We start from the raw sequence: 26,280 nt of genomic DNA, 5'->3' as shown, positions 1-26,280 counted from the left end.
TGTTCCCAGCCGTCCGACGAGAGTGGACCCGCCCGTGCTCAAGAAGTCCCGCCCCACCGCAACCGCCACCCGCACGATCACGTTCTGGCTGCCGACGACCGCGCTCGACGGTGCGACCAGCGTGGTCGGCACGTTCAACGGCTGGACGCCCGGGCTGCACCCGCTGCGTCGACGTTCGAACGGGACGATGAGCACGTCCGTCACCGTTCCGGTGGGCTCGACCATCAGGTTCCGCTATCTCGGCGAGCAGGGTCGCTGGTTCGACGACGCCGACGCCGACGAGGTCACCGCCGAGGGATCCGTCGTGCATGCCTAGCGGATGCTCGGCCGTCGCGTTCCTTGGGTGACCGACGTCGTCAGAACCGCGTCACCGCCAGCCCGACGCGCCGCCCGACAGCAGACCCGAGCGCGATCCCCGCGAGCACCCCCAGCGAGATCGCGACCATCGTCGTCGCCGCCGTGACCACGGTGTTCAGCGCCTGGGCGTCCTCCCCGAGGATCGAGGTCACCCCGACGAGCCCGAGCGCGCCGGGCACCAGCAGCCAGAAGCCGGGCAGGAACCCGACCAGCGCGGGCGGTCCGGTCGGCCGGGTCGCCGCGAACATCGCGACCGGTGTCATCAGCGCCGCCCCGATGAACGCGGAGAACACGCCGCCGAAGAACAGCCCGCCCACCACCTGACCGGCGTAGGCGACGAGGAGCACGAGCAGGATCCACGGGAGCGCGCGGCGGCGGGCGCAGTGGTGGAACACCACGCCCGTGCCGAAGACGAGCACCCCGAGCCACGGTCCGGCCCACCCGAGCGGCTGGGACGCGGCGGAGCCGAACGCGGACGCGGGGACGCCGACCAGCGCGGCCGCCCCCGTGATGCCCAGTGCCAGGAGGACGAGCTGCATGGTCCCGGCGGCGAGGCGCGCGGAGCCCGCGATCATCTGCCGGGTGGCCAGGTCGATCGCCGCGGTGGTGAGCAGGGCCCCGGGCAGGAACGTGACCAGGGGTGCCACCAGCGGTGCGAGCATGCCGACGTCGATCCCCGTCCGGGACAGCAGGAACACCGCGGCGGCGACGACGAACGCACAGCTGAGCACGACGAGCGCCTGGTACGCGGCCGGGAGGCGCACCGTCGCGACCTGCAGGCCGGCGATCGCGGCACCGAGCACGGACGCGACGAGGACGTCGACCAGGCTGCCGCCGAGGATCATCGCGAGCCCCGCGCAGACGCCGACGTACCCGAGGATGCGGACCCTTCCGCTGTACAGCGGGGGCGCGGCCACGGCCGCCTCGATCCGGGCCGCACCGTCGTCCGGGTCGAGGGCGCCGGACTCCGCCTCGTCGGCGACGCCGAGCACGTCCTGGACCTGGTGCAGGCGCAGCTGTCGCCAGCCCGCCGACGACGCGGCGGTCTGCATCGACGTCCGCCCGGGCACCGAGACGAGCAGCGCGGTCGGCAGCGCGATGACCTCGACGTCCGGTGCGCCGTTGATCGCCGCGACCCGCTCGAGCGTGCGGGTCACCTGGACCACCGGCGCGCTCGAGTCGATCATCGCCTCACCCAGGACCATGAGGAACCGGACCGTCGCCACGGTGTCGGCGGACGGCTCCGTCGGGAGCGCGACGGCGTGCGCGTCGTCCAGCACGCCGATCTCGGTCGTCGTGGCCGCCGGTTCGAGGGCGGCCGAGCCGGGCACCCCCACCGGCCGGAGCCTGCGGTTGCGCCGGAACAGCAGCGCCAGGGCGATGGCCGCGAGGGCGAGGACGACCACGGCGGTGACGATCGCCCCGAGCGGGATCGTCGAGCTGGTGACGGCGGGGTCCACGGTCCACGGCACCTCGACCACCACGGTCTCGGTGGGCACCGGCTGCGGCGCCGGCGACTCCTCGGTCGGGGTCGGCACGGGCTCGGCGGTCGCCGTCTCCGTGGGCGTGACCACCTCCGTCTGCTCGGGCACGGGGGTCGTCGGTACGTCGGTCGTCGTCGGCGTCGGCTCTGGCAGGGTCTGGCTGGGGTCGGGTGACACCTCGATGCCGGTGGCTCCCGGGTCGGGCGACACGCCCGCGCCGAGCACGGTCACGAACCGACGAACTGTGCGTACCGGGCGAGGATCAGCGGCCAGTCCGTGAACTTGGGCCGGAACTGCGCGTTCTGCTCGTCCCAGCCCTCGTGCGCGAGCTCGATGCGCGTCCCGCCCTCGTCCAGCGGCACGAACTGCACGGAGATCCGGCTCGGGTGCGCGGGATCCTGCCCGAGGGTCGAGGTGTGCACGACCAGCGCGCCGCGGGCGATCGCCAGCACGCGGCCCCACTCGACCTCACCGAGCGCGGCGTCGACCAGGTAGACGCGTCCGCCCACCCGCGCCTCGATCCCCGCTCCGCGGAACCCGGCCGGGTCGGGCGTGTAGTCGGGGTGCCACCACCGGCCGATGTCGTCGACCCAGGCGTCGAACGCCTCCACCGGCGTGCAGGCGACGACGAGGTGGTGGCGGATCGGCTCCATCAGGCCACCGGGTCCTCGTCGCCGTACACACCCAGCCGGAGCGTGCGCGCGTCGGTGGCCAGGATCTGGGGGGTCGCCGCCAGCAGCGACTCCACGGTGTCCGTCCCGGCGCGCACGAACCGGCCGGACAGCGCGTCGAGCTCCCCGTCACCGAACGCCCGGACCAGCTCCGCGACGGCCTCGACAGGCGTCCACGCGGTCCGACCCTCGTGCAGCGGCATCGACGTCGTCATCGCCGTCTCGACGTGCCCGGGCGCGAGGTCGAGCACCCGGATCCCCTGGTCGCGGTACTGCGCGTCGAGCTGCGTGGTGAACCGCGCGAGCGCGCCCTTGCTGATCGCGTAGCCCGTGTAGCTGGTCATCGCGCGGTGCCCGGCACCGGAGTTGAGGTTCAGCACCCGGCCGTCACCGCGCGCGAGCATCCCCGGCAGCACCGCGTGGGTGACCAGCAGCGGGCCGCGCACGTTCGCCTCGATCACGCGCCAGGAGTCCTCGACGTCGTCGTCCACGAACGGCACCTCGGCGCGCTCGATCACCCCCGCGTTGTTCACGAGCAGCCCGATCCCGCCGAGCTCCTCCTCAACCCGGGCGACCGCGTCGAGCACCGCCGTGGCGTCGATCAGGTCGGCGGCGGCCACGCACACGTCCCCGCCGATCTCCTCGGCGACCGCGTCGAGGTGCGCCCGCGTCCGGCCGACCAGCGCGACCGCGTACCCGGCCCGGGCCAGCCCGAGCGCGATCCCCCGCCCGATCCCGCGGCCGGCGCCGGTGACCAGCGCGGTCCTCATCGCACCGCCTCTACGGCCTCGCGCAGCCGGTCCAGCGTGACCTTCCCGTGGAACCGCGTCCCCCCGACGAACACCGTCGGCGTCCCGCGCACGCCCGCCTCGATGCCGGCCGAGTAGTCGGCGGAGATCGCCGGGGCGTACTCCTGCGCACCGTCTCCCGCCACCTGGTCGGGGTCGATCCCGAGCCGCACCGCGGCCGCACGGAGGTCCTGGTCCGCGAGCCGGTCCTGGTGGCTGAACAGCTCGTCGTGCATGTCCCAGAACTTCCCGTGGGCTCCCGCCGCCTCCGCCGCCAGCGCGGCCGACAGGGCAGACGGGTGCACCTCGAACAGCGGGAAGTGCCGCCACACCAGGCGCACCTGCCCGTCGGACGTGTCGACCAGCTGCCGGAGGGCCGGTGCGGCGGCGCGGCAGTACGGGCACTCGAGGTCACCGAACTCGAGCACGGTGATCGGGGCGTCGACGCGGCCGTAGACGTGTCGCTCGGCGGAGATGTCGTCGGTCATGCCGTCGAGGATGCCAGGCTCACCGGCGCCGCGACCGCAGCGGCGGGCTCGCGGTCCCTGCTCCGGTCGCGATCCCCGACACCATGTCCCGCAAGGCGTCGGCCGCCGACCAGGCAGGCCGCCAGCCGAGCTCACGCTCCGCGCGCGACGTGTCGAGCAGCGGTGCGGCGAGGGCCATGTCCAACCAGCCGGGACCGACGGGCACCGCCCGCGCGTGCCACGCGGCCGCGAGGAGCCTCCGGGTGCCGGCCACCTCGACCTCGCGCAACCGCCCGCGCGAGACGACGTCGGCGACGTCCTGGCCGCGCAGCACGTCCGGCGCGGCGACGTTGAACGGCCCTCGCACGCGGCGGACGACGGCCTCCCGGTACGCGGACGCGACGTCGTCGGCGTGCACCGCCTGGAGCCGCAGCCCCGCGGGCCAGGGCAGTACCGGCAGGTGCCCACCGATCGCGCGCCTGGGCGCCCACGGGCCGAGGAAGTACCGCGAGATCTCGTGCCCGGCCGCCCGCTGGAACACGAGCGCCGGCCGCACCCGGGCGATCGCGAGGTCCGCATGCACCGCCTCGAACTCGTCGAGCGTCCGCTCGACGGCCGCCTTGTCCACGCTGTACGACGACGACCGCACCCCGCCCGTCGCCCAGCCCTCGCCGCGAGGGACGTCGTCCGGAGCGGGCGAGTAGGCGCCGACGCTCGATGCGGCCACGACGTGCGGGACTGCCGCCCGCCGCGCCGCGTCGAGGACGTGCCGGGTGCCCGACACGTTGACGTCGTGCAGCCGGCGGCGGTCGTGGCTGGGCTGGATGGCCCACGCGAGGTGGACCACGGCGTCGGCGCCGGCGAACGCGGGGACCAGGACGTCGACCGCGGTCGGCGAGGCGACGTCGCACTCGACCCACGTGGCGACGTCGTACGGGGCCGGGGGCGTGCCTCGGGGCACGCGCCGGGCGACGCCGACCACCGAGGTGACGGAGGCGTCGTCGCTGAACCGCCGCAGGAGTGCCGTGCCGACGTTCCCGCTGGCACCGACCACGACGACTCTCATGCGCACACGCTCGCACCAGTTGCGCCCACCCGCATCGCGGACCGCGTCCTCAGAGGTCCGGGACCACGTCGACGACGTCGCTCGGCCCGAGCACGGCCCCGTCGTCGGACGTCACCCCGTCGACCACGAACGAGCACCGACCGATCAGCTGGGCCAGCTCGCCGCCGTGCCGGGTGAGCACCTGCGCCCGCAGCTCACCGACCGTCGAGGCGGGCACCTGCTCGGCGACGGTGCCGGCGGCCTCGGCGGCAGCCGCCGTGTAACGGACGAGCGCCATGGCCACATGCTGCCACCGCAGAGGGCGTCCGACTATGCGCAGAGCACCGCGTCGACGGCCTCGACCAGGAGCTCGGCGGCACGCTCCGGGTCGGCGGTCGCGGCCGGCAGCGCGGTCACCGCGACGGTCACGGATCGGCCGTCCGGTCCCACGCCGCCGCCGGTCTCGTACCCCGGGATGCTGCCACCGTGGCCCCAGGCGACCCCGCCGCAGCTCAACGGGGTGCTCATGAGAGCCAGGCCGTACCGCATGCCGTGCAGCTCGGGCATGGTCTCGACGGTCGTCTGCATCTGAGCCAGCAGCGCGGGCGGCAGGAGCTCGCCACCCATCAACGCCACGAAGAACGCGTTCAGGTCGCTCGGGGTGGAGACGATGTCGCCCGCGCCCCACGCCCACGCCGGGTCGAGCACCGTGATGTCCTGCAGCTCGCCGCCGGGCTCGGACGCGTGGTAGCCGAGCGGGTGGCGTTCACGCAGGGTCTCCTCGCCGCGCTCCGGCACGTACGTGTCCCGCAGGTCCAGCGGCTCGACCACCCGGTCGGTGATCACCTCGGCCAGCGGCCGGCCGGTGACCCTCTGCACGATCAGCCCGGCGACCACGTAGTTGGTGTTGCTGTAGTCCCACCGCTCCCCGGGTGGCGTGCCCGGCTGCGTCAGGGCGAGGTCGAGCAGCTCGCGCGGCTCGACGTAGTGGTGCCTGGTCGACAGGAAGTCCAGGTTCATCACGGCGGTGTAGTTGGGGATGCCGCTCGTGTGCTGCAGGACCTGGCGGACGGTGATGAGGGAGCCGTCGACGCCGTCGCCGTGCACCAGGCCGGGCAGGTAGGTCTCGACGGACGCATCGAGGTCGATCTCGCCCTCGTCGACGAGCTGCAGCAGTGCCACCGCGAGGAAGGTCTTGCTGTTGCTGCCGACGCGCACCTGGCCGTCGAGCGGCACCCGGGCGCCCGTCTCGAGGTTGCCGACGCCGGCGGCGTAGTCACGACTGTGTCCGCGCGCGTCCTCGTACGTCGCGAGCGCTCCGGGGAAGCCGGCGTCGCGGACGAGTCCGTCGAGCTGCCGCTGCACCTCGCGCGACGCGGGMGGCGCGGACCCGCCGGAGGCGTAGGCGGGTGTGCCGGCGACGAGCGCACCGGTCGTCGCGACGGCGCACAGCGCGGCGACCGTGGCGACGGCGCGTGCCCGGCGGTACCGCTGCGGGGTCGAGCTGCTGGCGGGCGGCTGGACTTTCATGAGATCTCCTCGGAATCGGATGATCTCAGCCTGTCGACCGGCGGCAGCCGTCCACCATGGAGCACTCCCCCGAGCCGGGGTGGGGCAGACCCCCGGTCCGCCGCGTCAGAACAGCAGGTGCTCGCGTGGCCGGCCCTTGGCCTCGAGCCCGAGCAGGAACCGCTTGCGGTCCAGCCCGGCGGCGAACCCGGTCAGCGACCCGTCCGCTCCGATGACCCGGTGGCACGGCACCACGATCGCGATCCGGTTGCGCCCGTTGGCGGCACCGACCGCCCGCGAGGACGTGCGCGGATCCAGCCCGATCTCCGCGGCCAGGTCCCCGTAGGAGCGCGTCTGCCCGTACGGGATGCGCAGCAGCCCCTCCCACACCCGGCACTGGAACGTGGTCCCCACGAAGTGCAGCGGGAGGTCGAACTCGGTCCTCGTCCCAGCGAAGTACTCGTCGAGCTGCGTCTGCACGTGGTCGAACTCGTCGTCCGCCCGCTCGCCGAACGGTCCTTGCACCGGTTCGTACTTGGAGTCCGGGAGCAGGAGCGCCGACAGTCCGCCGTCGTGGGCGACCAGCGTGATGGGGCCGAGGGGCGACGGCACGACCGTGTGCACGATGCGGACCTCCTCGAGGAGCCGCAGATCCTGTGTCACGTCGTCCTGGACCGTCATGGTCGCCATCATTCCCCCACCCACTGACACGCCCGCCCGTCGCGCGCTCTCGAGGAGAAGACGCGCGACGGGCGGGCGGTGTGAGGTGCAGGTTCAGTCGGTGCTGCGCAGCAGGGTCCGGACCCCGACCGCCAGCCCGACGACCGCCGTCAGCACCGCCGCGACCCAGCCGGCGGCCACCGCGCTGCTGGTCAGGTCGCCCGCGAACAGCGCCCGCTCGGCCTCGACCACCCACCGCAGCGGGTCGAACGCGGAGGCCACCTTCATCCACTGCGGACCGGTCTCGAGCGGCAGGAGCATGCCGGACAGGATGAGCAGCGGGAACAGGACCGTCTGCTGGACCGCCCAGAACATCCACTCCTGCTTGCGCACCGCGATGGCCAGCGCGTAGCTGAGCGAACCCAGGCCGACGCCGAGCACCGCGAGCATGGCCAGCCCGAGCGGACCTCCGACGGGGTCGGCGCGGAACCCGAACGGCAGCATCACCAGGATGAGGATGATCGCCTGGGCGACCAGCGGGACCATCTCCTTCAGGGACCGGCCCACCAGCTGCGACGACCGCGACAGGGGCGTCACGAGCAGCCGCTCGTGCGCTCCGGTCTGCATCTCGAACTGCAGGTTGGCGCCCGTGGTGGACGTGCCGAACAGCGTGGTCATCACGAGGATCGCCGGCACGAACCACTGCCAGACCTCGGCTCCGTCGAAGCCGGCGGACGCCCCGACGGACCCGGCCAGCAGGGGGCCGAACAGGCCGAGGAACACCAGCGGCTGGATGAGGCCGAAGACCACCGAGAAGGGTTCACGGACGACGGGCCGGAGCTCGCGGGTCATCACGAGCCAGACGTCCGCGAGCCACGGGCGTCGTCCGGTCGTCGTGGCGGTGCTCGGCCGGGTGGCGGTGATCGTGCTCATGCTGCTGCCTCCTGCGTGGCGTCGTCGCTGCTGTCGCTCGTCTGCGGACCCTCGTCGCGCAGGCTGCGGCCGGTGAGGGCCAGGAACACGTCGTCGAGAGTGGGACGCACCGCGAGCGCCTCGAGCAACGGTGTCCCGGCGGCGGAGGCGGCGAGGACCAGCTCGGGGACGGCGGCCGCGGCATCGGCCACCCGCGCCTCGATGCGGGCACCGTCGACGGTCACGTCGCGGGCACCCGGCAGCGCCTCGACGATCGTCGCGACCCGGGAGGCCGTCCCGCCGACCGCCGCCTTGAGCACCACGCGGTCGCCGGCCAGGGTCCGCTTGAGCCCGTCGGCGGTGTCGTCGGCGATGACCTGGCCGTGGTCGACCACCACGACGCGCTCCGCCATGGTGTCCGCCTCGTCGAGGTAGTGCGTGGTGAGCACGATCGTCATGTCGTGCTCGGCGCGCAGCCGGGTGATGTGGTCCCACAGGTTCGCGCGATTGTGCGGGTCCAGGCCGGTGGTCGGCTCGTCCAGGAACAGCAGCCTGGGCGCGTGCACCAGGCCGAGCGCCACGTCGAGCCGCCGACGCTGGCCGCCGGACAGGTCGCCGACCTTGCGCCGCGCCAGCGAAGTCAGGTCGAGCGCCTCCAGCAGCTCCCCGGTACGCCGCCGTGCCGCCGCCCGGTCGAGTCCGTAGACCTGACCCTGCATCGTCAGCTCGTCGCCCGCGCGCTGCTGGTGGCCCGCGCCGTTGCCCTGCCCGACATAGCCGATGTGCCGCCGGACGGTCGCCGGCTCGGCGACGACGTCGACGCCCGCGACCGTCGCGGTGCCGGAGGTCGGGCGGATCAGGGTGGTGAGCATCCGCATCGTGGTGGACTTGCCGGCACCGTTCGGTCCCAGCACCGCGACGAGCTCGCCGGGTGCGATGTCGAGGTCGATCCCGCGCACGGCGTGCACGGTCTCGGTGCGGCTCACCACGAAGTCCTTGGTGAGTCCTCGCGTGTGGATCATGGGCTTCTCCCTCGGTCGATGGGTACGGGACCACCCTGACCTCCATAGCGGCCAGTTCCTGTCCTCTATCGGTGCCATCCTGAGGACATGTCAACGCCGTCCTCCCGCCTCCTCTCGCTCCTGTCGCTGCTGCAGGCGCGCCGCGACTGGCCGGGCGGCGTGCTGGCCGACCGCCTCGGCGTGAGCCCGCGCACCGTGCGGCGGGACGTGGACCGCCTCCGCGAGCTGGGCTACCCGGTGCACGCCACGAAGGGTCCGGACGGCGGGTACCGGCTCGATGCCGGCACGCAGATGCCACCCCTCCTGCTCGACGACGAGCAGGCCGTCGCGCTCGTCGTCGTCCTCCAGACCGCGTCGACCGGGGTCGCAGGGGTCGACGAGGCCGCCGTGCGGGCGCTCGCCACGCTCCGTCAGGTGATGCCCGCGCGGCTGCGCACCGCGGCCGACGCCCTCCAGGTCACGGCCGTCACCCGCCGCGGCAACCTCCCCCAGGTCGACCAGCACGTGCTCCTGGCCGTCGGCGCCGCCGTCCGTTCCCGCGAGGTCCTCCGGTTCGACTACGAGGGCGGCACGGATGCTGGTCCGCGGCCCGCCCGGCGCGCCGAGGCGCACCACCTGGTCACGTGGGGCGACCGGTGGTACCTGGTCGGGTACGACCTGGAACGCGCCGACTGGCGCACCTACCGCGTCGACCGGATGACCCCCAAGACGGGATCCGGCCCGCGGTTCGCCCCCCGCCCGCTCCCGGCGTCCGACGTCGCGGCGTTCATCGCCGAACGGTTCGCTGCGGTCACACCGTGGCCGTGCCGGGGCGAGGCGGAGGTCGACATGCCCGCGACCGAGGTCGCCACCTGGGCCGGTCGGGACGCCCTGGTGGAGCCGCTCGACCAGGACCGCAGCCGCGCCGCGCTCAGCGCGTGGTCGTGGGACGGGGTCGCGGCCCGGTTCGCCATGTTCGGCGTTCCGCTCCGCGTCATCGGTCCCCCGGAGCTCGCCGACGCGATGCGCCGCCTCGCGGACCGAGCGACGGCATCCGTCGGCGCGTAGCGCGACCGACATCAGCCACGGTTCAGGCGATGCCCACCTCGATCGCCGGATGCCGCGGGTCGTCCACGTGCACGACGACGTCCGCCACGTCCCCCGGCACCATTTCCGCGTCATACCGCGCGAACGCGGGCAGGGTCCACCGGTCCTCCTCCGCGGTCCGTCGCTGCAGGGTGGCCGGCCGGACCGCCAGATGCACCGCGAGCTCGGCGTCGAGCCACCGACCGAGCAGCAGGCTGCCGTCGAGCACCAGGACCGCCTCGTCGGGAGCCTTCTCGTACCCGGCACGCGTCGCCCGGTCGGTCCGCGGGTCCCAGAGCGTCGGCAGGTAACGGCCGGACGCGGCGAACGGATCGAGCACCTCACGCCCGAGCGCGCCGGCGTCGAGCCGGTCCTCCAGGTACGCGTCGGCGTCCTGCCGTCCGTGCTCGAACCGGAGGGAGGCGGGCCGCAGGAAGTCCTCGGCGTGTACCCGGACCACCGGTCGACCCACCGCTCGCAGAGGCTGGACGAGGGCATCGGCAAGCACCGACGGCATCGTCGGCGGAGCCCCGTCGACGAGCACGCGCGCCCATCCGGGGCACTCCCTCACGCGATCGACGAGAAGGTCGACGAGCACCTCCTGCGTCACGGGCCGGATCTGGCTCAGGGCTGCCGACCCTCGGTGTCCCCCGCGGCCTGCTCGCGCTCGTCGATGACGTCCTGCCCCGGCCCGGAGAAGTGCCGCGACCGCTCGAGCGCGTCGATGCTGCCCGTGAACAGCCGCGAGTCCTGGCCGCCCGTCTGGATGGTCTGCGTGTCGTCGGCCGACCACCCTCCGGGGACGGGATGGGTCGGCGTCGGGGCGGTCTCGGGGCGCGCTGCCCGTCGGCCCGATGCCGGTGCGGGCGCGGTGCCCTCCCAGCGGGTCTTCGGCAGGCTCTGCGGCGCCTCCCGCTGGAGCCAGCCGACCAGCCCCTCGCGCACGTAGCAGCGCAGGTCGAACAGGGTGGGCGCGTCGACCGCGCTGGCCAGCGCCCGGACGCGGACCAGACCGCCGACGGCGTCGGTGACCTGCAGGATGCCGACCCGCCGGTCCCACAGGTCGGTGTCCAGCAGCAGCCGCGCCAGCTCGGTGCGCATCGCCTCGACGGGAACCTCCCAGTCCACGTCCAGCTCCACGGTGCCCAGGAGGTCGGCCGCGCGCCGCGTCCAGTTCTCGAAGGGCGTGGTCGTGAAGTACGTGGACGGCAGGATCAGGCGGCGGTCGTCCCAGACGTGCACGACGACGTAGGTGAGCGTGATCTCCTCGATCCGGCCCCACTGGTCGCTGACCACCACCACGTCGTCCACGCGGATGGCGTCGGTGAAGGCGAGCTGCAGGCCGGCGAACACGTTGGCCAGCGAGCTCTGGGCGGCCAGGCCGGCGACGATCGAGATGAGCCCGGCGGAGGCGAGCAGGCTGGCACCGAGCGTGCGGGCCGAGGGGAACGTCAGGAGGATCGCGGCGATCGCGCAGAGCACGAGGATGGCCACAGTGATGCGTCGGAGCACCTGGACCTGGGTGCGGACACGGCGGGCGTGCCGGTTGTCGGCGACGTCGATCCGGTACCGCTGCAGCGCGGCGTCCTCGAGCACGAACGCGAGGCTGCCGATCAGCCAGGCCACGGTGATGATCAGCGCGATGAGCAGCACGTGCTCGACGGTCCGCGTCCAGTCCGACGGGTCGGTGCTCAGCCGCAGGGCGATCCACACGGCGACGACGAGCAGCACCGCGCGCATGGGACGGCGCGAGCGTCGGGAGAGGTCGGCCGCGACGGCGGACTTGCGCGCCACCCGGCGGACCAGCACGGACAGGAGCGTCGCCGCGAGGTAGGCGACCACGACGGCGGCCAGGAGCGAGAGCGTCGGGACGACGACACCCTGGACGTCATCGGCCACGGTCTCGTCGGTGGCGCCGCGGAGCAGGAGGGGGAGCACGCCTCTCAGCGTAGGCAGTGCCCGGACGTAGGTGCGCCCCGTCCCCGCTTCTGGGGGACGGGGCGCAACGGAGAGGCGTCTCGCCGGCACGAGGCTTGGCGCACTCCCTGAACCCTGACGGGCGGCCCGGCTCTCGCCGTGACCCTCGGCAACGCGGCCCTTCTTGCGACCGGCTGGTCGCCCGGTCTCCCGGTCGATCAGCTACAACAGTTCTAGCACTGTCACGCGTGTACCGCATCCTTTCCATGTGTCGATCTTGTGTTGGCAAAGAAGGTCGACGCCGGGATCGTATGGATTCGACCAGACCGAGGAGACCATGAGCCCCGCCGTCGTCGTCCGACGCCCGTTCGACCCCGCGCCCGCCCTGGCCTCGCTCGTCGCCCACGCGGTGCCGGGCGTCGAGTCCGTCGCGGGCAGCACGGTCCGCCGGCTCGTGCGGCTCGGCGGCGCTGTCGTGCTGGTCGAGGCGACCCTGAGCGCCGACCGGATCGACGTGAGTGCCGCGGCGGGCACCCCGGCCGAGCTCACCGCTCTGGCCGAGCGCTGGTTCGGCCTGGCCGACGACCTCGACCTGGTGCTCGACGCCTTCGATGACGACCCCGTCCTCGGCCCGCTCGTGCGCGCCAGGCCCGGGCTGCGGATCCTCGGCCACCCGGACGGCTTCGAGGCCGCCGCCACCACGGTGCTCGGCCAGCAGGTCTCGCTCGCAGCCGCGCGCACGTTCGGAGGGCGGCTCGCCGCCGCCTACGGACGACCCGGGCCGGGCGGGCTGATCCGCTACCCCTCGCCGGAGGAGCTCGCCGGCGTGGACCCGGTGGAGCTGCAGGCCGTCGTGCGGATCACCCACTCGCGCGCGCGGACCCTGCACGCCCTGGCGCAGGCGTGCGCGGACGGGCTCGCTCTGGTGCCCGGCAATCCGGACGCGCGGTCACACCTGCTCGCCCTGCCCGGGATCGGTCCGTGGACGGCCGACTACCTCGCGCTGCGGGTGCTCGGCGACCGGGACGCGCTGCCCGTCGGCGACCTGGTCCTGCGACGGGCACTCTCCGCCCAGAGCGCGGCGGAGGTGGCGCGCACGGCCGAGCCCTGGCGGCCGCTTCGGGCGTACGCCGCCGTGCACCTGTGGGCCGCCACCGCGTACGGCCTGTGAGCAGGGGGAACGCGTTCCGATGACGGCACGGTCACGATTCCGACCGGCACCCACCCCCGCTGTCACGATTGCGTCACGCGCCCCCCGCGGCCACCCCCGTTCGCCCTACGGTCGCCGCATGACGCCGACGACGACACACCCTGCACCGCAGCTCCGCGCCCGGTCCACCCGCCTCATGGTCGCCGGCATCATCGCCCTGACCGCTGTGCTCGGCGGGTGCAGCGCGAGCGGAGACGACATGAGCGCCGCCGACGAGGGCGGCACCTCGGGCGCGCTCGGCGGCGAGGCCCGCTCCGGCACCGCGGAGCAGCCGGCGGACGGCAGCGTCGAGCAGGCCGCGAGCACGGCCGACGCCGACCGGCAGGTGATCCAGACCGGTGACGTCCGGATGACCGTGAAGGACCCGCTCGACGCCGCGGACGCGGTGGTCGTCCTCGCGGAAGGTGCTGGGGGCCGCGTCGACGACCGGTCGGAGCACGCCGCCACCAAGGACGACGTCGGCACGGCCGAGCTGACCATCCGCCTGCCCGCCGAGGAGGTCAGCCGAGCCGTCGACGGTCTGCGCGAGCTCGGCACGATCGACGAGCTGAACCTCACGAGCGAGGACGTCACGGGCACGGCGCAGGACCTGGACGCCCGCATCCGGGCGCTCCAGCTCTCGGTGGCGCGGATGGAGGACCTGCTGACCCGGGCCACCACCAACGAGCAGCTCATCGCGGCGGAGAGCGCGCTGACCGAGCGGCAGTCGAGCCTCGAGCAGCTGCAGTCCGAGCGGGCCCGGCTGGCCGAGAAGGTGCGCCTGTCGACCATCCACGTGGTGCTCTACGGCCCCGAGCTCGCGCCGGTCGCGCCCGTGGAGCCGGAGACCGGACCGCAGTCGTTCCTCGACGGGCTGGCGGCCGGCTGGGCCGCCCTGGTCGACGTCGCGAGCGGGTTGGCTATCGTCGTCGGTGTGCTCCTCCCCTGGCTCGCGTTCGGCGGTGCGGTCGCCGCGCTCGTCGTCGCCGCGGTCCGCTGGAACCGGCGTCGCCGCGCCACGGGCCCGATCGGCCGGCCGGCGCCCGCCGTCGTGACCTCGGTGCCGGGGCCCGTCCCGCCCGACGAGCACGAGCCCCGCTGACCATGGCGATGTTCGCGCTGCTCCACGTGCGCGGTCCGGCCGTCCCGGACGGCCAGACGGTCGGGGAGCAGGCGGGCATCGCCGGGCACTACGCGTTCCTGCGACGGCGTCACGCGGCGGGTCAGCTCGTCCTCGCCGGCCCGTTCCTCGACACCGAGGGCGCGGGGATGACCATCCTCGAGGTGGAGTCCGCCGAGGAGGCCCACCAGCTGGCGACGCAGGACGACCAGGCGGTCGTCGACGGCGTGCTCGCGGTCACGGTGCGGCCGTGGCGCGTGGTGATGTCCCGGGACTAGCCCGCGGCCGCGCGGCGCACCGCGTCCACCGAGCGCGCCACGTCCTCGGCGTCGGTGGACCAGTTGCTCACGGACACGCGCAGGATGTCCCGGCCCTGCCAACGGGACCCGGACATCCAGGTCACCCCGTCCGCGAGCACGCGCCCGGTGACCTCACGCGTGCGTTCGTCGCTGTCGAAAGCGACGCTGACCTGCGTGAACACGACGTCGTTGAGGATCTCGGCGCCGTCGATCGCGCGGATCCCGTCGGCGATCGCCCGCGCGTTGGCCGCGAGACCGTCGACGAGGTCCTCGACACCCGTCCGGCCCAGCGACCGCAGCGCCGCCCACAACGGCACGCCTCGGGCGCGGCGGGACAGCTCCGGCACCCGCTCCATCGGGTCGCCGGCGCCCTGGAACGCGGCGAAGTACTCCGCGTTCATGCCGAACGCCCGCCGCAGCGGCTCGGGGTGCGCGACGATCGCGAGTCCGCAGTCGTACGGCACGTTGAGGGTCTTGTGGGCGTCGGTCGCCCACGAGTCCGCCCGCTCGTGGCCCGCCAGCAGTCCCCGCAGCCGCGGGGAGGCCGCCGCCCACAGCCCGAACGCCCCGTCGACGTGCACCCAGGCACCATGCGCGTGGGCCACCTCGATGGCGTCGGCCATCGGGTCGAACGCGCCCGAGTGCAGGTTGCCGGCCTGCAGGCACACGATCGTCGGGCCATCGCCCGCGGCCAGGGCCTCGGCGAGGGAGTCGACGACCAGCCGCCCCTGACGGTCGGCGGAGACGGCGGTCGGTGTGCCCAGCCCGAGGTAGCGCAGGGCGAGGTCGAGGGTGCCGTGCCGCTCCTCGCCGACGAGGACCCGGACCCGCGGACCGCCCGCGAGGCCGTCGCGCTCGACGTCCCACCCGGCGTCGGTGAGCACCTGCTGGCGTGCCGCCGCCAGCCCGGTGAAGTTGGCCATCGTCGCGCCGGTCACGAACCCCACGTCGGCGCCCGCCGGCAGCCCCAGCAGCTCCAGCGCCCACGCGGCCGCGGCCTCCTCCGCCGCCACGACGCCCGGCGTGGCGTGCCGCATCGCGGTGTTCTGGTCCCATGCGCTGGTCAGCCAGTCGGCGGCGAGCGCGGCCGGGAGCGTGCCGCCGATGACCCAGCCGAAGAACCGGCCCGAGGGCATCCCCATGAGACCGGGCTCGACGCCGGCGGCGAGCTCGTCGACGACCGTCTCCGGGGCGGTCGGGCCGTCCGGCAGGGGGCCGCCGAGCACGGCCGCGAGGGCGTCGGCGTCGGCGCGCGGTCGCACGGGACGCTCAGCCAGGGACGTCAGCCACTCGCGGGCGTGGTGCGTCGCGCGCTCGAGCGCCGGGGCGAGGTCCGGCCACCGTGCCGTCATGCCCACAGACTGCCACCGTGGCGCCAGACTGGACCGCGTGGAGCCCGAGGAGTGCCGGAGGCGGTTCGTCGCGGCCGAGCGCGCGGTGCTGGCGACCACGGGGGCGGACCAGCGCCCGCACCCGGTGCCGGTGACGTTCGCGGTGCTCGACGACGTCGTCGTCGTGACGGTGGACCACAAGCCGAAGCGCACCGTCGACCTGCGCCGGTTGCGCAACATCCGGGAGAACCCGTCGGTCGCGTTCCTGGTCGACCACTGGTCGGCCGACTGGTCGGACCTCTGGTGGGTGCGCGCGGACGCGACCGCGGTGGTGGCGGACGGGGCTCCGACGCGGGCAGAGCTCGCCGCGCTCCAGGAGCGCTACCCCGCCTATCGGGAGGTCCCGCCGGGCGGTCCGCTGATCCGCGCCCGCGTGACGCGCTGGACGGGCTGGAGCGCGGCGCGCACGTGACGCAGTTCACCCGGAGGTTCGTCCCGCCTGCCGGGGTTTGCGCCACCGGGTCACCCGGACGGGCGAGTCTGGCGTGCGGGCGGCTCATTACCGTCGAGGCACGTCTGATCACGGGGGGCGGCTGAGGAGGCGGACGTGAGCGCAACGGGCAAGGACCCGCAGTGGCGCGACGCCGAGCGGTTCGCGGAGCGTCACGCCCGGACCGTCCTCGCGCGGACCGACGTCCGGGTGACGGGACCCGGCTCCGCCGTCGAGCTGGACCTCGTGGGCATCGACTTCGCCGCCCGCGTCGAGCACCGCCGCAGCCCCGTCGGTCGCATCGACCTGGAGGACCTCCGCGCCGCGGCCGGCTCGTTCGTCGCCGTCTTCTACTCCCGCTCCGGCTTCACCAAGACCGCCGTGCTGTGGGCCGAAGAGCGCCGCATGGCCCTGTTCGGGTACACCGACACCGGCTACGCGAGCCCGGCGAACGCGTGCGCGGTCGAGCTCGTGCAGCGTGCCCAGGCCGAGTCCGAGCACCACGTGCGCGTGGCCACGGAGGTGGTGTCACGCCGGTCGACCGAGGCGCGGCAGGAGGTCGAGCGGCGCGAGCGCGAGGCCCTGGCCGACGAGCTGCGCGCCGAGGACGAGGCCCGCCGGGCGGCGGAGCGTCGCCGGATCCAGCGACTGCGCTCCGAGACGCTGCTGAGCCGGACCGTCGTCCTGCTGCTGCAGATCCAAGTCGTGCCCGGCACCCTGACCGCCACGATCGACCGGCTGGCGCGCTCGACGATCGTCTCGGCCGTCGCCGACTCCGCGGAACGCCTGTCCATGGGCGACCGGCCGCACGCCGTCGCGCTCGTCCGCTCGATGTTCGACGACGCGGCGGCCGCGCTCGAGGTGCTCACCTTGCCCACGGCCCGGGACACGACGAACTACCGCACGTCGGTGCAGGCCATCGACCGCGGTCTCGACGCGCTCGACGCGGCGAACGGCGTCGGCTCCGTGGGGCACGTGGCGCCCGAGCTCGTGGCCTCGCAGCTGCGGGCGGCCGAGCGGTGCTGGCGCGCCGTCGTCGACGAGCTGACCAAGGCGCTCCCCGCACCCAGCCTCGGCGACGTCCCCACACCGCGCCGGCCGCGACACCTCACGCCGTCGGGCACCGTCTGACCGGCTCGCCCTCCGTCAGCCGGCCGTGCCGGGCGCAGCGGGTGCCGCGGGCGCCCAGCGCTCGGCGGGCATCAGGATCCACAGCAGCGGATAGACCAGGAGCTGGCTGCCCGGGACGACGAACAGGATGAGCACGAACAGCAGCCGCGCGTGGAACGGGGCGATGCCGAAGCGTCGGCCCAGGCCGGCGCACACACCGCCCAGCACACGGCCGTCGACCGGCCGGACGAGGCCCTGTCGAGCCATGCCGTCGTGGATGCTGCCCATGGTGCTGCTCCTCTCGCGCCGGCCAGTGCGACCGGACTCCCCCAGCATGCCGCCACGGGCGTGCCGACCGCATCGGTGATCGCCCCGATCCCCACCCTGAGATGCCCTACTTGTTGCCCTCCCCCTTGCCCGGGTCCTTGGGCTTCCCCTTCGGGGTGGGGGGCGCAGGGGCGGCCGGTTGCTCGGCCGCCTTCTCGGCAGCAGCCTGCTCAGCCGCGGCCTGCTCCGCTGCCGCCTGCTCGGCGGCGGCCTGGTCGGCTGCCGCCTTCTGCGCGGCCAGGTCGGTGGCCACCTGATCCAGGGCCGCATCGATCTCGCGGTACCGCTGCGTCGACACGTCGCCCGCATCAGCTCCGGCGTCCAGTGCGGTCCGCGTCTCGGCCAGCAGCGCCTGGGCGTCGGCCCAACGCGCCTCCGCGGCCGCCTGCGAGACGGCGAGCACCGACTGCTGGAGCGTCTGCGCGCGGTCGTCCGTCAGCTCAGGGGTGCCGGCGCACGATCCGCACAGCAGGACCGTCGCGACGACGAGCGCAGCCCACCCGGCGCGGCGCCTCACGGCTCCACGCTCTCTTGGAGCTGCGTCAGGGACTCGCCGAGCGTGCCCTCGACCGACGGGTAGGCGGGAGGCTCGTGCGGCGTGCCGTCACCCGACACGAGCTGCCCGACGAGCAGCGCGCCGCCCACGAGGAGCACGGCGGCTCCCCCGACGAGGGCGGCCCGGCCGGACCGGACGCGCGCCCACCGGCGGGTCGGGGGCTGGCCTGCGACAGGGACTGCCCGCGTCGGCGGAAGCGGGTCGTCGCCCGGGCCCGGTACCGACGGGAGGACGAGAGTCTCGTCGGACGGAGAGGCCGCGATCGCCGCGAGGTCGTCGGCCACCTCCCGGGCGGTGGGACGCTCCTCCGGTGCCATGCGCGTCATCCGCGCCAGCACGCCCGCGAGCCGAGCGTCGAGCTGGTCAGGGATCGCCGGGGCGGTGGTGAGCCGGGCGGCCGCCACCTCGGCCGCCGTCCCGGAGAACGCGGGACGTCCGGTCACGCACTCGATGAGGACCAGACCGAGCCCGTACACGTCGCTCGGTGGCCCCAGAGCGCTGCCGGTCGCCTGCTCCGGGCTCAGGTAGCTCACCGTGCCCAGCGTCATCCCGGTCATCGTCAGCCGGGTCGCACCCTCGAGCCGCGCGATCCCGAAGTCGGCGAGCTTCGCGGTCGTCCCGCCGCTCCCCAGGGTCAGCAGGATGTTGGCCGGCTTGATGTCCCGGTGGACGATCTCGCGCTCGTGCACGAACGCGAGCGCCGAGGCGACCTCCTGGCCGACCTCCGCAGTCTCCTCGACGCCGAGCACGCCCTCCCGCAGCCGTTCGGCGAGCGTCGGCCCGTCCACCAGCTCCATCACGAGGAACACCTGCTGCGACCCGTCGTCGTGGTGCACGGTGCCGGCGTCGTGCAGCGTGACCAGGCCGGGATGGCTGAGCGTGGCCAGCACGCGGATCTCGGCACGGTTGCGCAGCAGGTCGTCGGTGTCCTCGTGGACCGGCGGGAACACCTTGACGGCGACGTCACGGTCCAGCAGGAGGTCACGCGCTCGGTGCACGGTCGCCATGCCGCCCCGGCCCAGGACCGCGTCCAGCCGGTACCGGTCGCCCAGCACCTCGGGCTCCGGCGCATCGTCCACCGGGTCCGGGCGCGACCCATCGACGTGTTCCAGCATGTGGCCAGACCTTAGGCGCGGTGGGTCGCACCCGCACCCCGGGACCGGGCGAATCGGGGCGAATGCGTGGGACCTTGTGCCCTGGTCCGTCGGCTCCGCGGCAGCGCACGCTCGAAGCAGCTGCCGATGTGGGGCAGACCGCCACCAACGGGGCGCAGCACCGACGGCGAAGGAGCCCAGTCGTGAACGAGACCTGGAACGTGGCGATCTACCTCTTCGCCGACGACGACACGACCCACGGAGTGGTCACCGGGGCACACGCCGTCCTCACCACGTCGACGGGCGCGACCCTCGACGGCTGGGGCCGCGCGCAGTTCAGCTCCTACGACCTCGACGTGCCGGAGGTCGGCACCGAGCTCGCCGCCGCGCGCGCCCTGCGCCAGCTGGCCGACCGGCTGCTGCAGGCCACGTCCGACGATCTCGAGGACCTCGAGGTGCACGAGATCCACCTGGTGCGATGACGGAGACGCACCTCCTCACGCGGGATGCGGCACCGCGCGCCCGGCGCTGGTCGCTCGCGCTCGCCGGTCTCACGGCCGCCGGCGCGATCGCCGGCGTCCAGGGCTTCCTCTCCGGTCAGTTCGAGCCGCTCGTGGACCAGCTGGACTTCGTCGACGGCCCCGCAGTCCCCGCGCTCGCCCTCGGACTGTGCGTCGGGCTGCCGCAGGCGGTCGCCCTGACGCTCGGGCTGCGCCGACACCCACGCGCGCCCGAGGTGAGCCTCGCCGCGGGCGTCGTCCTGACCGGGTGGGTGCTCGCCCAGCTGCCGCTCATCGGCTGGGGGTCGCCGGTGCAGTGGGTGTTCTTCGCCGTGGGGCTGGGCGAGTCGGCCGCGGCAGCCCGATGGCTCGCAGGGTCGAGGGGACGTGCGTAGGGCACGGAGAGCCGATCCGTCGGGGCAGGCCGGACACGCATCGGACGAGCTGGTGGTCGATGGCGGGCAGGGCCGCAACGCGTCGCGGCTGAACTGGCTGCGGGCCGGGGTGCTCGGCGCCAACGACGGGATCATCTCGACCGCCGGCCTGGTGCTCGGTGTCGCCGGCGCGACCTCCGCGATCGGGCCCATCCTCACCGCGGGCATCGCGGGGCTGGTCGCGGGCGCGGTGTCCATGGCGCTCGGCGAGTACGTGTCGGTCAGCAGCCAGCGCGACGCCGAGCGGGCGCTCATCGCACAGGAGCGCACCGAGCTCCGCGACGATCCTGAGGGCGAGCTCGCCGAGCTCACCGCGATCTACCGCTCCAAGGGCATCTCGCCCGAGACCGCGCGGGTCGTCGCTCTCGAGCTCACCGCGCACGACGCCGTCGCCGCGCACCTCGACGCCGAGCTCGGCCTGGACCCCGACGCCCTCACCAACCCGGTGCACGCCGCGGTCTCGTCCGGCATCGCCTTCACCGCCGGCGCGATCCTCCCTATCGCCGCGGTGGCGCTCGCGCCCGCGTCCGTCCGCGTCGCGGTGACGTTCGTCGCCGTGCTCGTCGCACTCGCGCTCACCGGGCGGATCAGCGCGACGCTCGGCGGGTCCGGGCAACGGCGGGCCGTCCTGCGGCTCGTGGTGGGCGGCGCGCTGGCCATGGCCGTGACCTACGGGATCGGGCAGCTGGTCGGGATCAGCGGGATCTAGGTCGGCGACCGCTCAGTCGTGGGCCGACCCGTCGTCCGAACCGCTCTGGGTCCCGTCGTCGTCGGAGTCGATCCGGGGCTCGGGTGTACCGGCCACGCACGTCCCGCTCAGCTTGGTCTCGGCATCGTCCCGGTGGAGCTCCACCTCGACGCGCTCCGGGCCTGCCCCGCCGACCTCGACGGTCCATCCGTCCGACGGGGTGGCGTACAGCAGCGTGATCACCTCACCGCGGCAGGAGACCGCGACGATCCCCCCGGGCACGGTCCAGGTGCGGGCCACCTCGGCCGTCGTGGGCGCGGGAGCGGTCGTGGGTGTCGGCTCGGCCGTCGGTGTCCCGGCCGGCGTCGGCGTCCCGGACGGCGCAGGCGTCCTCGGGGCGCGAGCCTGCACCAGTGCCGCGTCGACCTCGGACTGGCTCAGCACACCCGTGCGCTCCCCGGAGTCGACGACGGCGAGGGCGCGCCACGTGATGGCGCTCCCGACGACGACCGCGAGCACCCACGTGAGCACGGCGACGACGCCCACGCGGGTGACCCGGCGCGGGCGTCCCGTCGGTGTCGCGGTCCGCATGGCCCCATCGTGCCCGGCCGGCCGGGAAAGGCGGGGTTAAGGCTACGACAAGGCTGCGCGCGTCGGGCTGTGTGACGGTCATCGCCGCCGTCGATGGCCTACCGTCCGGGGTGTGGCCGACGTGCTCATCATCGAGGACGACGCGACCATCCGGACTGCTCTCGTGCGCGCCCTGTCGGCTCGCGAGCACTCCACGATGACCGCGCCGACGGCACTCGACGGTCTGCAGAGCCTCGTCGCGCACCCGCCCGACGTGGTGCTCCTCGACCTCGGCCTGCCCGATCTGGACGGCGCGTCGCTGCTCGCGATGATCCGTGCGGTCAGCGCCGTCCCCGTGATCGTCATCAGCGCGCGCGACGACGGGGCGGGCATCGTCGCCCTGCTCGACGCGGGTGCCGACGACTACCTGGTCAAGCCCTTCGCCGCCGACCAGCTCGAGGCGCGCATCCGTGCGGTGCTGCGCCGCTCGGACACCGCCCGTCCGCCCGGCCCGCTGGTCGTCGGGCCGCTGGTCGTCGACGCGCGCGCCAGGACCGCCGAGCTGGACGGCATCCCGCTCGAGCTGTCCCCCAAGGAGTTCGACCTGCTCAGCTACCTCGCGGAGCGCCCCGGCGAGGTGGTGGGCAAGCGCGAGCTGCTGTCGAAGGTGTGGAACCAGCCGTACGGCGGGTCGGACAAGACCGTCGACGTCCACCTGCACTGGCTGCGCCGCAAGCTCGGGGAGAGCGCCGACGAGCCGCGCCTGCTCCACCGGGTCCGGGGCGTCGGCGTGAAGCTGGTCCCCCCGCCGTGAGGGGCCTGCTCGTCCGGTACGGCGTGGCGATGGCCTCGGTCGTCCTCATCGCCTTCCTCGTGCCGCTCGGTCTGCTGTCGCGCTCGCTGGCCGCCGACCGGGCCCTCGCGGCCGCGCGCCAGGACACTCAGGGAGTCGCGGTGTTCGCCGGTGGGGCCGGTCAGGACGACGCCCGGCTGACGGCAGCCGTGCTCGGCGTCAACGACGGCGACCGTCGGACCACCGTCTTCCTCCCCGACGGCACGACGGTCGGCGCCCCGGCGGACCCCTCGCCCGCGGTCGAGCTCGCCGGCCGCGGGCGCGCACTCACCGCCCGCACGGACGGTGGGGTGGAGGTGCTCCTCCCGGTGGGCGGGACGGAGGGCGTCTCGGTGGTGCGCACGTTCGTCCCCGACGCGGTGCTGACCGACGGCGTGTCGCGGTCGTGGGCGGTCCTGGCGGCCGTCGGTGCGGCCCTGCTGGCGGGCGCGGCCGTCGCGGGTGATCGCGTGGCGGCTCGCCTCTCGCGGTCGGTGCGGGACCTCGCGAGCGTGGCCGACCGGCTCGGCGCCGGGGACCTCGACGCGCGCGTCACCCCGTCCGGTCCGCCCGAGGTCGCGTCCGTCGGCACCGTGCTCAACGGACTCGGCGACCGGGTTGCCGGGCTGTTGGCGGACGAGCGCGAGGCGGTGGCCGACCTGTCGCACCGGCTGCGCACGCCGATCACCGCGCTGCGCCTCGACGTCGACCTGCTGGGCGACCCCGAGGAGCGCGAGCGCATGGCCTCGCACGTCGACGACCTCGTGGACGCGGTCGACCAGGTCATCGCCACGACGCGTCGCCGAGGAGCGGCGACCCCTGGCAGGTCGGACGCCGGTGAGGTGGTCCAGGACCGAGCCCGCTTCTGGCAGGTGCTGGCTGTCGACCAGGGACGGGAGATGCGCGTGCGTGTGCCCGGCGGGCCTGCGCCGGTCGCCGTCGCGGCCGATGAGCTCGGCGCGGCGCTCGACGTGCTGGTCGACAACGTCTTCCGGCACACCACTGCGGGCACCGCGTTCACTCTCGCGGTCACGGTCGCCCATGGCCTCGTGCGCGTCGAGATCGGCGACGACGGGCCCGGCCTGCCGACAGACGACCTCGCCCAGCGCGGGCGCAGCGGCACCGGGTCCACCGGGCTGGGGCTCGACGTGGCGCGACGCACCGCCGAGCGCGGCGGAGGCCGCCTCGTCATCACGCCCGCGGCCGACCCGGCTCACCCGGACAGCGGTGGCGCGTCGGTCGCTCTCGAGCTCCCGGTCGCCTTAGCCGACTCTTAGCCCAGGGTTGCCGCCGCCCTCACCCGGCCACCGCCACGGTGGTGACTCAGGGCACCACCGGGGTGCCGACGAGTGAGGAGCACGACGATGACCTGGAAGAGCCGCACCGCCGTAGCGAGTGCGTCGGCAGTCGTCCTGATCGGGTTGGGCACGGCGGCGGTCGCTGCCGCCACGTCACCGTCCGCGGACCCCACGCCTGAGATCACCACCACCACCACGACAGACCCCCGGACGGCGGAGCTCGAGCACTCGCTCGCCGCGCTGAACAGCGAGATCGACAGCCTCGCCGCGGCCGCTTCGAGCACCCCGACCGCTGTGCCGACGAACGGGTCCGCCCCCTCGGCGTCGCCCCGCAGCGACGACCCGCCGAGCCACGACGCCACCGACGACCGGGTGACCGGGGTGGACGACTCCCCCGGGGACGACGACTGGGCCACCGACGACTCGGCCTCCGAGCGCGCGCACCGCGGCTCCGACGACTCCGACTCGGACGACTCCGACTCGGACGACGACGGCTCCGATGACCACGGCTCGGACGACCACGGCTCCGATGACTGACCGTGGGCGCGCCCTCGTCACCTTGGTCCTCGTCCCGCTCACGGCCGGGCTGTTCGGCGCGGGCGTGATGTGGGCCGACGCCAACGACCCGTCTGCACCCGCGCCGGCCACCGCGGTGCCCGTCGACTCACGGATCGACCAGCTCGCGGCCCAGGTGGCCACTGCGCAGGCGCGTGTCGCGGCGGTCCGGGCCATCCTCGACCAGCGGTCCGCCGGGGCGGCGGCACCGCGGGCCGGGTCCGAGGGCACCCCGACGTCCCCACCGGCATCCGCACCGCCGGCGCCGGCCGCCGCCGCTCCGGTGCCCCCGCCGCCGGTCGACACCATGACCAAGGCATCCGGATGAACGGCCCGACGACCACGCCGGGTGCGGCGATGCTGAGCCGCTCCTTCCGTGCCATGGCGAGCCCGGTGGAGCTGCGCGTCGTCGACCCGCACCCGCACGCAGCCACCTGCCTCGAGCGGGCCGAGCTCGTCGTCCTCGAGGTGGCGCGGCACTGCAGCCGGTTCGACCCGACGAGCGCCCTGTCGCGGGCGAATGCTGCGCCCGACGCCTGGCACGCGGTGCCCGGCATGCTCGCCGACGCGGTGCTCGAGGCCGAGCGCGCACACCGCGAGACCGACGGCCTCTTCGACCCGCGGGTCCTCGACTCTCTGCTCGCGTGGGGGTACGACCGGTCCCTGCCGTTCGCCGAGGGCGACGTGACGACCGCTGCGAGCGCGCCCGCGATGTCTCTCGTGGAACGCTGGCGGCCCATGACGCGACCCGGGGCGCGCCCGGCGCTGCGCCTCGGCGGGCGACCGATCGACCTCGGCGGCATCGGGAAGGGCCTCGCCGTCCGGTGGGCGGCCGCGGAGCTCGCCGGGTCGGGTGCGTCCTGGCTGGTCGACGCCGGCGGCGACGAGTACCTCGGCGGAGCCGGACCCGCGGGGAACGGCTGGCGGGTCGGCGTCGAGGATCCCCTGGGTGGGACCTCCCCGGTCCTCGTGCTCGCCGTGCGCGACGCAGGCTGCGCGACGTCATCCACGCGCCTGCGCCGCTGGACCTCGGCCGGTACCCCGGTGCACCATCTCGTCGACCCGCGCTCGGGTCGCCCCGGCGGTGCTGGGCTCGCCTCCGTCACGGTCGTGGGCCCCGACGCGGCCTGGGCCGAGGTGTGGTCGAAGACGCTGTTCCTCGCGGGCGCGGGCGCCATCGGTACCGCGGCGCAGGACCGCGGTCTCGCGGCCGCGTGGGTCACCACCGACGGCATCGTCGGCACGTCGCCCGCGATGGACCCCCTCGTGGTCTGGCGGCGTGACCGTGGCTGACGGCGTGCGGGACCCCGCGGCACGCGCAGGCATGGCCGTCCTGGCGATCTCCGCCGTCGCGTCGGTGGCCGCCGTCGTCAGGCTGGTGCGGGACGCCCTCGGCGGCGAGATGGTCGCCTGGCTGCTCGGCCGCGCGAGCGGGCTCACGTCGTACGTGCTGCTCGTCGCCCTCGTCTGCACGGGCCTGGTGCTGGCCCACCCCTGGGCGCGGCACCTCCGCGCACCGTCGCCGGCCGTGCGGCTGCGCCTGCATGCCGGGCTGGCGACGTTCACCCTCGCGTTCACCGTCCTGCACGTCGTGGTGCTCGCCACCGACCCGTGGGCGCAGGTCGGTTGGCGTGGCGCGGTCCTGCCGATGGCGTCGACGTATCGGCCGGTCGCCGTCACGCTCGGCGTGCTCGCGGTCTGGGCGGGCCTGCTCACCGGGCTGACGGCCCGCTTCGCCGGGCGGATCGCCCCGAGGGCCTGGTGGCCGATCCACAAGGTGGCGATCGGTTCGCTGGTCCTCGTCTGGGCGCACAGCGTGCTGGCGGGCTCGGATCTGCCTGCGCTGCGCGGCTTCTACCTGGCGTCGGGGTGCGCGGTCCTCGGGCTCGCCCTCACCCGCTACGCCGCGCGCACCCCGGCGGACCGGCTGGCCGAGCTGACGGACGAGCTCCTGGTCGACCGACGGAGAGCCGCGCGATGACGATCGCGA

At 74.4% G+C, this 26,280-nt stretch carries 33 protein-coding genes; 16 read left to right on the top strand and 17 right to left on the bottom strand.

The genetic code is table 11. From position 1 onward, the window contains the following. Positions 1 to 22: 22 nt before the first annotated feature. Positions 23 to 316 (top strand): isoamylase early set domain-containing protein, encoded by a 294-nt coding sequence (locus AC1DXT_RS12215; RefSeq protein ID WP_477061579.1) that lies wholly within the window; start codon positions 23 to 25, stop codon positions 314 to 316. Positions 317 to 356: 40 nt separating this feature from the next. Here the strand turns inward: AC1DXT_RS12215 and AC1DXT_RS12210 are convergent, their stop codons facing one another. From AC1DXT_RS12210 to AC1DXT_RS12165, 10 genes are all read right to left on the bottom strand, one after another. Beyond that, on the bottom strand, positions 357 to 2,072 hold the full coding sequence (locus AC1DXT_RS12210; protein ID WP_477061578.1) for a threonine/serine exporter family protein: 1,716 nt from the start codon (positions 2,070 to 2,072) through the stop codon (positions 357 to 359). After that, a complete protein-coding gene (locus AC1DXT_RS12205) occupies positions 2,069 to 2,494 on the bottom strand; it encodes an SRPBCC domain-containing protein (RefSeq protein ID WP_477061577.1) in 426 nt (141 codons plus the stop codon). The genes AC1DXT_RS12210 and AC1DXT_RS12205 overlap by 4 nt, the downstream gene beginning before the upstream one ends. Next, positions 2,494 to 3,282 carry an SDR family NAD(P)-dependent oxidoreductase gene (locus tag AC1DXT_RS12200; RefSeq protein ID WP_477061576.1) on the bottom strand — a complete coding sequence of 263 codons (789 nt, stop codon included), beginning with the start codon at positions 3,280 to 3,282 and terminating at the stop codon, positions 2,494 to 2,496. The genes AC1DXT_RS12205 and AC1DXT_RS12200 overlap by 1 nt, the downstream gene beginning before the upstream one ends. After that, entirely contained in the window at positions 3,279 to 3,788 is a 510-nt protein-coding gene (locus AC1DXT_RS12195) for a DsbA family protein (protein WP_477061575.1), read from the bottom strand. Before AC1DXT_RS12195 ends, AC1DXT_RS12200 begins: the two co-directional genes overlap by 4 nt. A gap of 19 nt (positions 3,789 to 3,807) precedes the next feature. Continuing rightward, positions 3,808 to 4,833 carry an NAD-dependent epimerase/dehydratase family protein gene (locus AC1DXT_RS12190; RefSeq protein WP_477061574.1) on the bottom strand — a complete coding sequence of 342 codons (1,026 nt, stop codon included), beginning with the start codon at positions 4,831 to 4,833 and terminating at the stop codon, positions 3,808 to 3,810. Positions 4,834 to 4,882: 49 nt separating this feature from the next. Next, positions 4,883 to 5,110, bottom strand: a complete 228-nt coding sequence (locus AC1DXT_RS12185) for a MoaD/ThiS family protein (protein ID WP_477061573.1) — start codon at positions 5,108 to 5,110, stop codon at positions 4,883 to 4,885. Between the two features lie 32 nt (positions 5,111 to 5,142). After that, a complete protein-coding gene (locus AC1DXT_RS12180; RefSeq protein WP_477061572.1) occupies positions 5,143 to 6,342 on the bottom strand; it encodes a serine hydrolase domain-containing protein in 1,200 nt (399 codons plus the stop codon). A 105-nt stretch (positions 6,343 to 6,447) separates the two neighbouring features. Beyond that, on the bottom strand, positions 6,448 to 7,002 hold the full coding sequence (locus AC1DXT_RS12175) for a methylated-DNA--[protein]-cysteine S-methyltransferase (RefSeq protein ID WP_477061571.1): 555 nt from the start codon (positions 7,000 to 7,002) through the stop codon (positions 6,448 to 6,450). A gap of 93 nt (positions 7,003 to 7,095) precedes the next feature. Continuing rightward, on the bottom strand, positions 7,096 to 7,914 hold the full coding sequence (locus AC1DXT_RS12170; RefSeq protein WP_477061570.1) for an ABC transporter permease: 819 nt from the start codon (positions 7,912 to 7,914) through the stop codon (positions 7,096 to 7,098). Beyond that, entirely contained in the window at positions 7,911 to 8,915 is a 1,005-nt protein-coding gene (locus AC1DXT_RS12165) for an ABC transporter ATP-binding protein (protein WP_477061569.1), read from the bottom strand. Before AC1DXT_RS12165 ends, AC1DXT_RS12170 begins: the two co-directional genes overlap by 4 nt. A gap of 87 nt (positions 8,916 to 9,002) precedes the next feature. On the opposite strand from AC1DXT_RS12165, the gene AC1DXT_RS12160 reads away from it, so the two are divergent. Then, a complete protein-coding gene (locus AC1DXT_RS12160) occupies positions 9,003 to 9,962 on the top strand; it encodes a helix-turn-helix transcriptional regulator (protein WP_477061568.1) in 960 nt (319 codons plus the stop codon). Between the two features lie 22 nt (positions 9,963 to 9,984). Here the strand turns inward: AC1DXT_RS12160 and AC1DXT_RS12155 are convergent, their stop codons facing one another. Both AC1DXT_RS12155 and AC1DXT_RS12150 read right to left on the bottom strand, forming a co-directional pair. Then, the gene (locus tag AC1DXT_RS12155) at positions 9,985 to 10,590 is read right to left on the bottom strand and encodes a nucleoside/nucleotide kinase family protein (RefSeq protein WP_477061567.1); all 606 of its coding nucleotides are present in this window, start codon (positions 10,588 to 10,590) and stop codon (positions 9,985 to 9,987) included. 14 nt (positions 10,591 to 10,604) lie between these two features. Then, positions 10,605 to 11,927: a mechanosensitive ion channel family protein gene (locus AC1DXT_RS12150; protein WP_477061639.1), complete on the bottom strand. Its 1,323-nt coding sequence runs from the start codon at positions 11,925 to 11,927 to the stop codon at positions 10,605 to 10,607. A gap of 307 nt (positions 11,928 to 12,234) precedes the next feature. On the opposite strand from AC1DXT_RS12150, the gene AC1DXT_RS12145 reads away from it, so the two are divergent. The 3 genes from AC1DXT_RS12145 (at position 12,235) to AC1DXT_RS12135 (ending at position 14,484) form a co-directional block, all read left to right on the top strand. Then, positions 12,235 to 13,068, top strand: a complete 834-nt coding sequence (locus tag AC1DXT_RS12145; RefSeq protein WP_477061566.1) for a DNA-3-methyladenine glycosylase family protein — start codon at positions 12,235 to 12,237, stop codon at positions 13,066 to 13,068. 118 nt (positions 13,069 to 13,186) lie between these two features. Beyond that, positions 13,187 to 14,188, top strand: a complete 1,002-nt coding sequence (locus AC1DXT_RS12140) for a DUF4349 domain-containing protein (protein ID WP_477061565.1) — start codon at positions 13,187 to 13,189, stop codon at positions 14,186 to 14,188. 2 nt (positions 14,189 to 14,190) lie between these two features. Continuing rightward, a complete protein-coding gene (locus tag AC1DXT_RS12135; protein WP_477061564.1) occupies positions 14,191 to 14,484 on the top strand; it encodes a YciI family protein in 294 nt (97 codons plus the stop codon). Here the strand turns inward: AC1DXT_RS12135 and AC1DXT_RS12130 are convergent. Beyond that, complete coding sequence (locus tag AC1DXT_RS12130) at positions 14,481 to 15,857, bottom strand: pyridoxal phosphate-dependent decarboxylase family protein (protein ID WP_477061563.1); 1,377 nt, start codon at positions 15,855 to 15,857, stop codon at positions 14,481 to 14,483. The two genes, AC1DXT_RS12135 and AC1DXT_RS12130, sit on opposite strands and share 4 nt — an antisense overlap. A gap of 37 nt (positions 15,858 to 15,894) precedes the next feature. Here AC1DXT_RS12130 and AC1DXT_RS12125 point away from each other — a divergent pair, with 37 nt between their 5' ends. Together AC1DXT_RS12125 and AC1DXT_RS12120 are read left to right on the top strand one after the other, a co-directional pair. Next, a complete protein-coding gene (locus AC1DXT_RS12125; RefSeq protein WP_477061562.1) occupies positions 15,895 to 16,308 on the top strand; it encodes a TIGR03668 family PPOX class F420-dependent oxidoreductase in 414 nt (137 codons plus the stop codon). 135 nt (positions 16,309 to 16,443) lie between these two features. Next, positions 16,444 to 17,457, top strand: coding sequence for a hypothetical protein (locus AC1DXT_RS12120; protein ID WP_477061561.1), 1,014 nt, complete (start codon positions 16,444 to 16,446; stop codon positions 17,455 to 17,457). A gap of 15 nt (positions 17,458 to 17,472) precedes the next feature. On the opposite strand, the gene AC1DXT_RS12115 is transcribed toward AC1DXT_RS12120, so the two are convergent. The 3 genes from AC1DXT_RS12115 to AC1DXT_RS12105 all read right to left on the bottom strand — a co-directional run bounded on the left by AC1DXT_RS12115 (position 17,473) and on the right by AC1DXT_RS12105 (position 19,434). Further along, entirely contained in the window at positions 17,473 to 17,724 is a 252-nt protein-coding gene (locus AC1DXT_RS12115; RefSeq protein ID WP_477061560.1) for a PspC domain-containing protein, read from the bottom strand. A 106-nt stretch (positions 17,725 to 17,830) separates the two neighbouring features. Continuing rightward, a complete protein-coding gene (locus tag AC1DXT_RS12110) occupies positions 17,831 to 18,280 on the bottom strand; it encodes a hypothetical protein (RefSeq protein WP_477061559.1) in 450 nt (149 codons plus the stop codon). Beyond that, on the bottom strand, positions 18,277 to 19,434 hold the full coding sequence (locus tag AC1DXT_RS12105; RefSeq protein WP_477061558.1) for a serine/threonine-protein kinase: 1,158 nt from the start codon (positions 19,432 to 19,434) through the stop codon (positions 18,277 to 18,279). Before AC1DXT_RS12105 ends, AC1DXT_RS12110 begins: the two co-directional genes overlap by 4 nt. Positions 19,435 to 19,616: 182 nt before the next feature. On the opposite strand from AC1DXT_RS12105, the gene AC1DXT_RS12100 reads away from it, so the two are divergent. The 3 genes from AC1DXT_RS12100 to AC1DXT_RS12090 are packed head-to-tail and all read left to right on the top strand — an operon-like array spanning position 19,617 to position 21,056. Then, positions 19,617 to 19,895 (top strand): dsRBD fold-containing protein, encoded by a 279-nt coding sequence (locus AC1DXT_RS12100; RefSeq protein ID WP_477061557.1) that lies wholly within the window; start codon positions 19,617 to 19,619, stop codon positions 19,893 to 19,895. Continuing rightward, positions 19,892 to 20,308 (top strand): hypothetical protein, encoded by a 417-nt coding sequence (locus tag AC1DXT_RS12095; RefSeq protein ID WP_477061556.1) that lies wholly within the window; start codon positions 19,892 to 19,894, stop codon positions 20,306 to 20,308. Before AC1DXT_RS12100 ends, AC1DXT_RS12095 begins: the two co-directional genes overlap by 4 nt. A 52-nt stretch (positions 20,309 to 20,360) precedes the next feature. After that, positions 20,361 to 21,056, top strand: a complete 696-nt coding sequence (locus tag AC1DXT_RS12090; RefSeq protein WP_477061555.1) for a VIT1/CCC1 transporter family protein — start codon at positions 20,361 to 20,363, stop codon at positions 21,054 to 21,056. Between the two features lie 12 nt (positions 21,057 to 21,068). Here AC1DXT_RS12090 and AC1DXT_RS12085 read toward each other — a convergent pair whose 3' ends face one another. Then, positions 21,069 to 21,626, bottom strand: coding sequence for a hypothetical protein (locus AC1DXT_RS12085; RefSeq protein WP_477061554.1), 558 nt, complete (start codon positions 21,624 to 21,626; stop codon positions 21,069 to 21,071). A 112-nt stretch (positions 21,627 to 21,738) separates the two neighbouring features. Here AC1DXT_RS12085 and AC1DXT_RS12080 point away from each other — a divergent pair, with 112 nt between their 5' ends. From AC1DXT_RS12080 to AC1DXT_RS12055, 6 genes are all read left to right on the top strand, one after another. After that, positions 21,739 to 22,419, top strand: a complete 681-nt coding sequence (locus AC1DXT_RS12080) for a response regulator transcription factor (RefSeq protein WP_477061553.1) — start codon at positions 21,739 to 21,741, stop codon at positions 22,417 to 22,419. Further along, the gene (locus AC1DXT_RS12075; RefSeq protein ID WP_477061552.1) at positions 22,416 to 23,714 is read left to right on the top strand and encodes a sensor histidine kinase; all 1,299 of its coding nucleotides are present in this window, start codon (positions 22,416 to 22,418) and stop codon (positions 23,712 to 23,714) included. Before AC1DXT_RS12080 ends, AC1DXT_RS12075 begins: the two co-directional genes overlap by 4 nt. An 87-nt stretch (positions 23,715 to 23,801) precedes the next feature. After that, the gene (locus AC1DXT_RS12070; protein ID WP_477061551.1) at positions 23,802 to 24,272 is read left to right on the top strand and encodes a hypothetical protein; all 471 of its coding nucleotides are present in this window, start codon (positions 23,802 to 23,804) and stop codon (positions 24,270 to 24,272) included. Continuing rightward, positions 24,265 to 24,618: a hypothetical protein gene (locus AC1DXT_RS12065; RefSeq protein WP_477061550.1), complete on the top strand. Its 354-nt coding sequence runs from the start codon at positions 24,265 to 24,267 to the stop codon at positions 24,616 to 24,618. The genes AC1DXT_RS12070 and AC1DXT_RS12065 overlap by 8 nt, the downstream gene beginning before the upstream one ends. Continuing rightward, entirely contained in the window at positions 24,615 to 25,583 is a 969-nt protein-coding gene (locus AC1DXT_RS12060) for an FAD:protein FMN transferase (protein WP_477061549.1), read from the top strand. The genes AC1DXT_RS12065 and AC1DXT_RS12060 overlap by 4 nt, the downstream gene beginning before the upstream one ends. Next, complete coding sequence (locus AC1DXT_RS12055; protein ID WP_477061548.1) at positions 25,570 to 26,271, top strand: ferric reductase-like transmembrane domain-containing protein; 702 nt, start codon at positions 25,570 to 25,572, stop codon at positions 26,269 to 26,271. The genes AC1DXT_RS12060 and AC1DXT_RS12055 overlap by 14 nt, the downstream gene beginning before the upstream one ends. The last annotated feature ends 9 nt before the right edge of the window (positions 26,272 to 26,280 follow it).

This window comes from Cellulomonas sp. P1_G12_2, assembly GCF_056405535.1.
The sequence above is the reverse complement of the archived record's forward strand: the minus strand, read 5'-3'. Positions and strand labels throughout refer to the sequence as shown.

Excerpts from the sequence above, each read along its gene's own strand:
- AC1DXT_RS12205 (WP_477061577.1), bottom strand. The coding sequence starts at position 2,494 with ATGGAGCCGATCCGCCACCACCTCGTCGTCGCCTGCACGCCGGTGGAG.
- AC1DXT_RS12200 (WP_477061576.1), bottom strand. The coding sequence starts at position 3,282 with ATGAGGACCGCGCTGGTCACCGGCGCCGGCCGCGGGATCGGGCGGGGG.
- AC1DXT_RS12195 (WP_477061575.1), bottom strand. The coding sequence starts at position 3,788 with ATGACCGACGACATCTCCGCCGAGCGACACGTCTACGGCCGCGTCGAC.
- AC1DXT_RS12190 (WP_477061574.1), bottom strand. The coding sequence starts at position 4,833 with ATGAGAGTCGTCGTGGTCGGTGCCAGCGGGAACGTCGGCACGGCACTC.
- AC1DXT_RS12185 (WP_477061573.1), bottom strand. The coding sequence starts at position 5,110 with ATGGCGCTCGTCCGTTACACGGCGGCTGCCGCCGAGGCCGCCGGCACC.
- AC1DXT_RS12175 (WP_477061571.1), bottom strand. The coding sequence starts at position 7,002 with ATGACGGTCCAGGACGACGTGACACAGGATCTGCGGCTCCTCGAGGAG.
- AC1DXT_RS12170 (WP_477061570.1), bottom strand. The coding sequence starts at position 7,914 with ATGAGCACGATCACCGCCACCCGGCCGAGCACCGCCACGACGACCGGA.
- AC1DXT_RS12165 (WP_477061569.1), bottom strand. The coding sequence starts at position 8,915 with ATGATCCACACGCGAGGACTCACCAAGGACTTCGTGGTGAGCCGCACC.
- AC1DXT_RS12160 (WP_477061568.1), top strand. The coding sequence starts at position 9,003 with ATGTCAACGCCGTCCTCCCGCCTCCTCTCGCTCCTGTCGCTGCTGCAG.
- AC1DXT_RS12145 (WP_477061566.1), top strand. The coding sequence starts at position 12,235 with ATGAGCCCCGCCGTCGTCGTCCGACGCCCGTTCGACCCCGCGCCCGCC.
- AC1DXT_RS12140 (WP_477061565.1), top strand. The coding sequence starts at position 13,187 with ATGACGCCGACGACGACACACCCTGCACCGCAGCTCCGCGCCCGGTCC.
- AC1DXT_RS12135 (WP_477061564.1), top strand. The coding sequence starts at position 14,191 with ATGGCGATGTTCGCGCTGCTCCACGTGCGCGGTCCGGCCGTCCCGGAC.
- AC1DXT_RS12130 (WP_477061563.1), bottom strand. The coding sequence starts at position 15,857 with ATGACGGCACGGTGGCCGGACCTCGCCCCGGCGCTCGAGCGCGCGACG.
- AC1DXT_RS12115 (WP_477061560.1), bottom strand. The coding sequence starts at position 17,724 with ATGGGCAGCATCCACGACGGCATGGCTCGACAGGGCCTCGTCCGGCCG.
- AC1DXT_RS12105 (WP_477061558.1), bottom strand. The coding sequence starts at position 19,434 with ATGCTGGAACACGTCGATGGGTCGCGCCCGGACCCGGTGGACGATGCG.
- AC1DXT_RS12095 (WP_477061556.1), top strand. The coding sequence starts at position 19,892 with ATGACGGAGACGCACCTCCTCACGCGGGATGCGGCACCGCGCGCCCGG.
- AC1DXT_RS12085 (WP_477061554.1), bottom strand. The coding sequence starts at position 21,626 with ATGCGGACCGCGACACCGACGGGACGCCCGCGCCGGGTCACCCGCGTG.
- AC1DXT_RS12070 (WP_477061551.1), top strand. The coding sequence starts at position 23,802 with ATGACCTGGAAGAGCCGCACCGCCGTAGCGAGTGCGTCGGCAGTCGTC.
- AC1DXT_RS12065 (WP_477061550.1), top strand. The coding sequence starts at position 24,265 with ATGACTGACCGTGGGCGCGCCCTCGTCACCTTGGTCCTCGTCCCGCTC.
- AC1DXT_RS12060 (WP_477061549.1), top strand. The coding sequence starts at position 24,615 with ATGAACGGCCCGACGACCACGCCGGGTGCGGCGATGCTGAGCCGCTCC.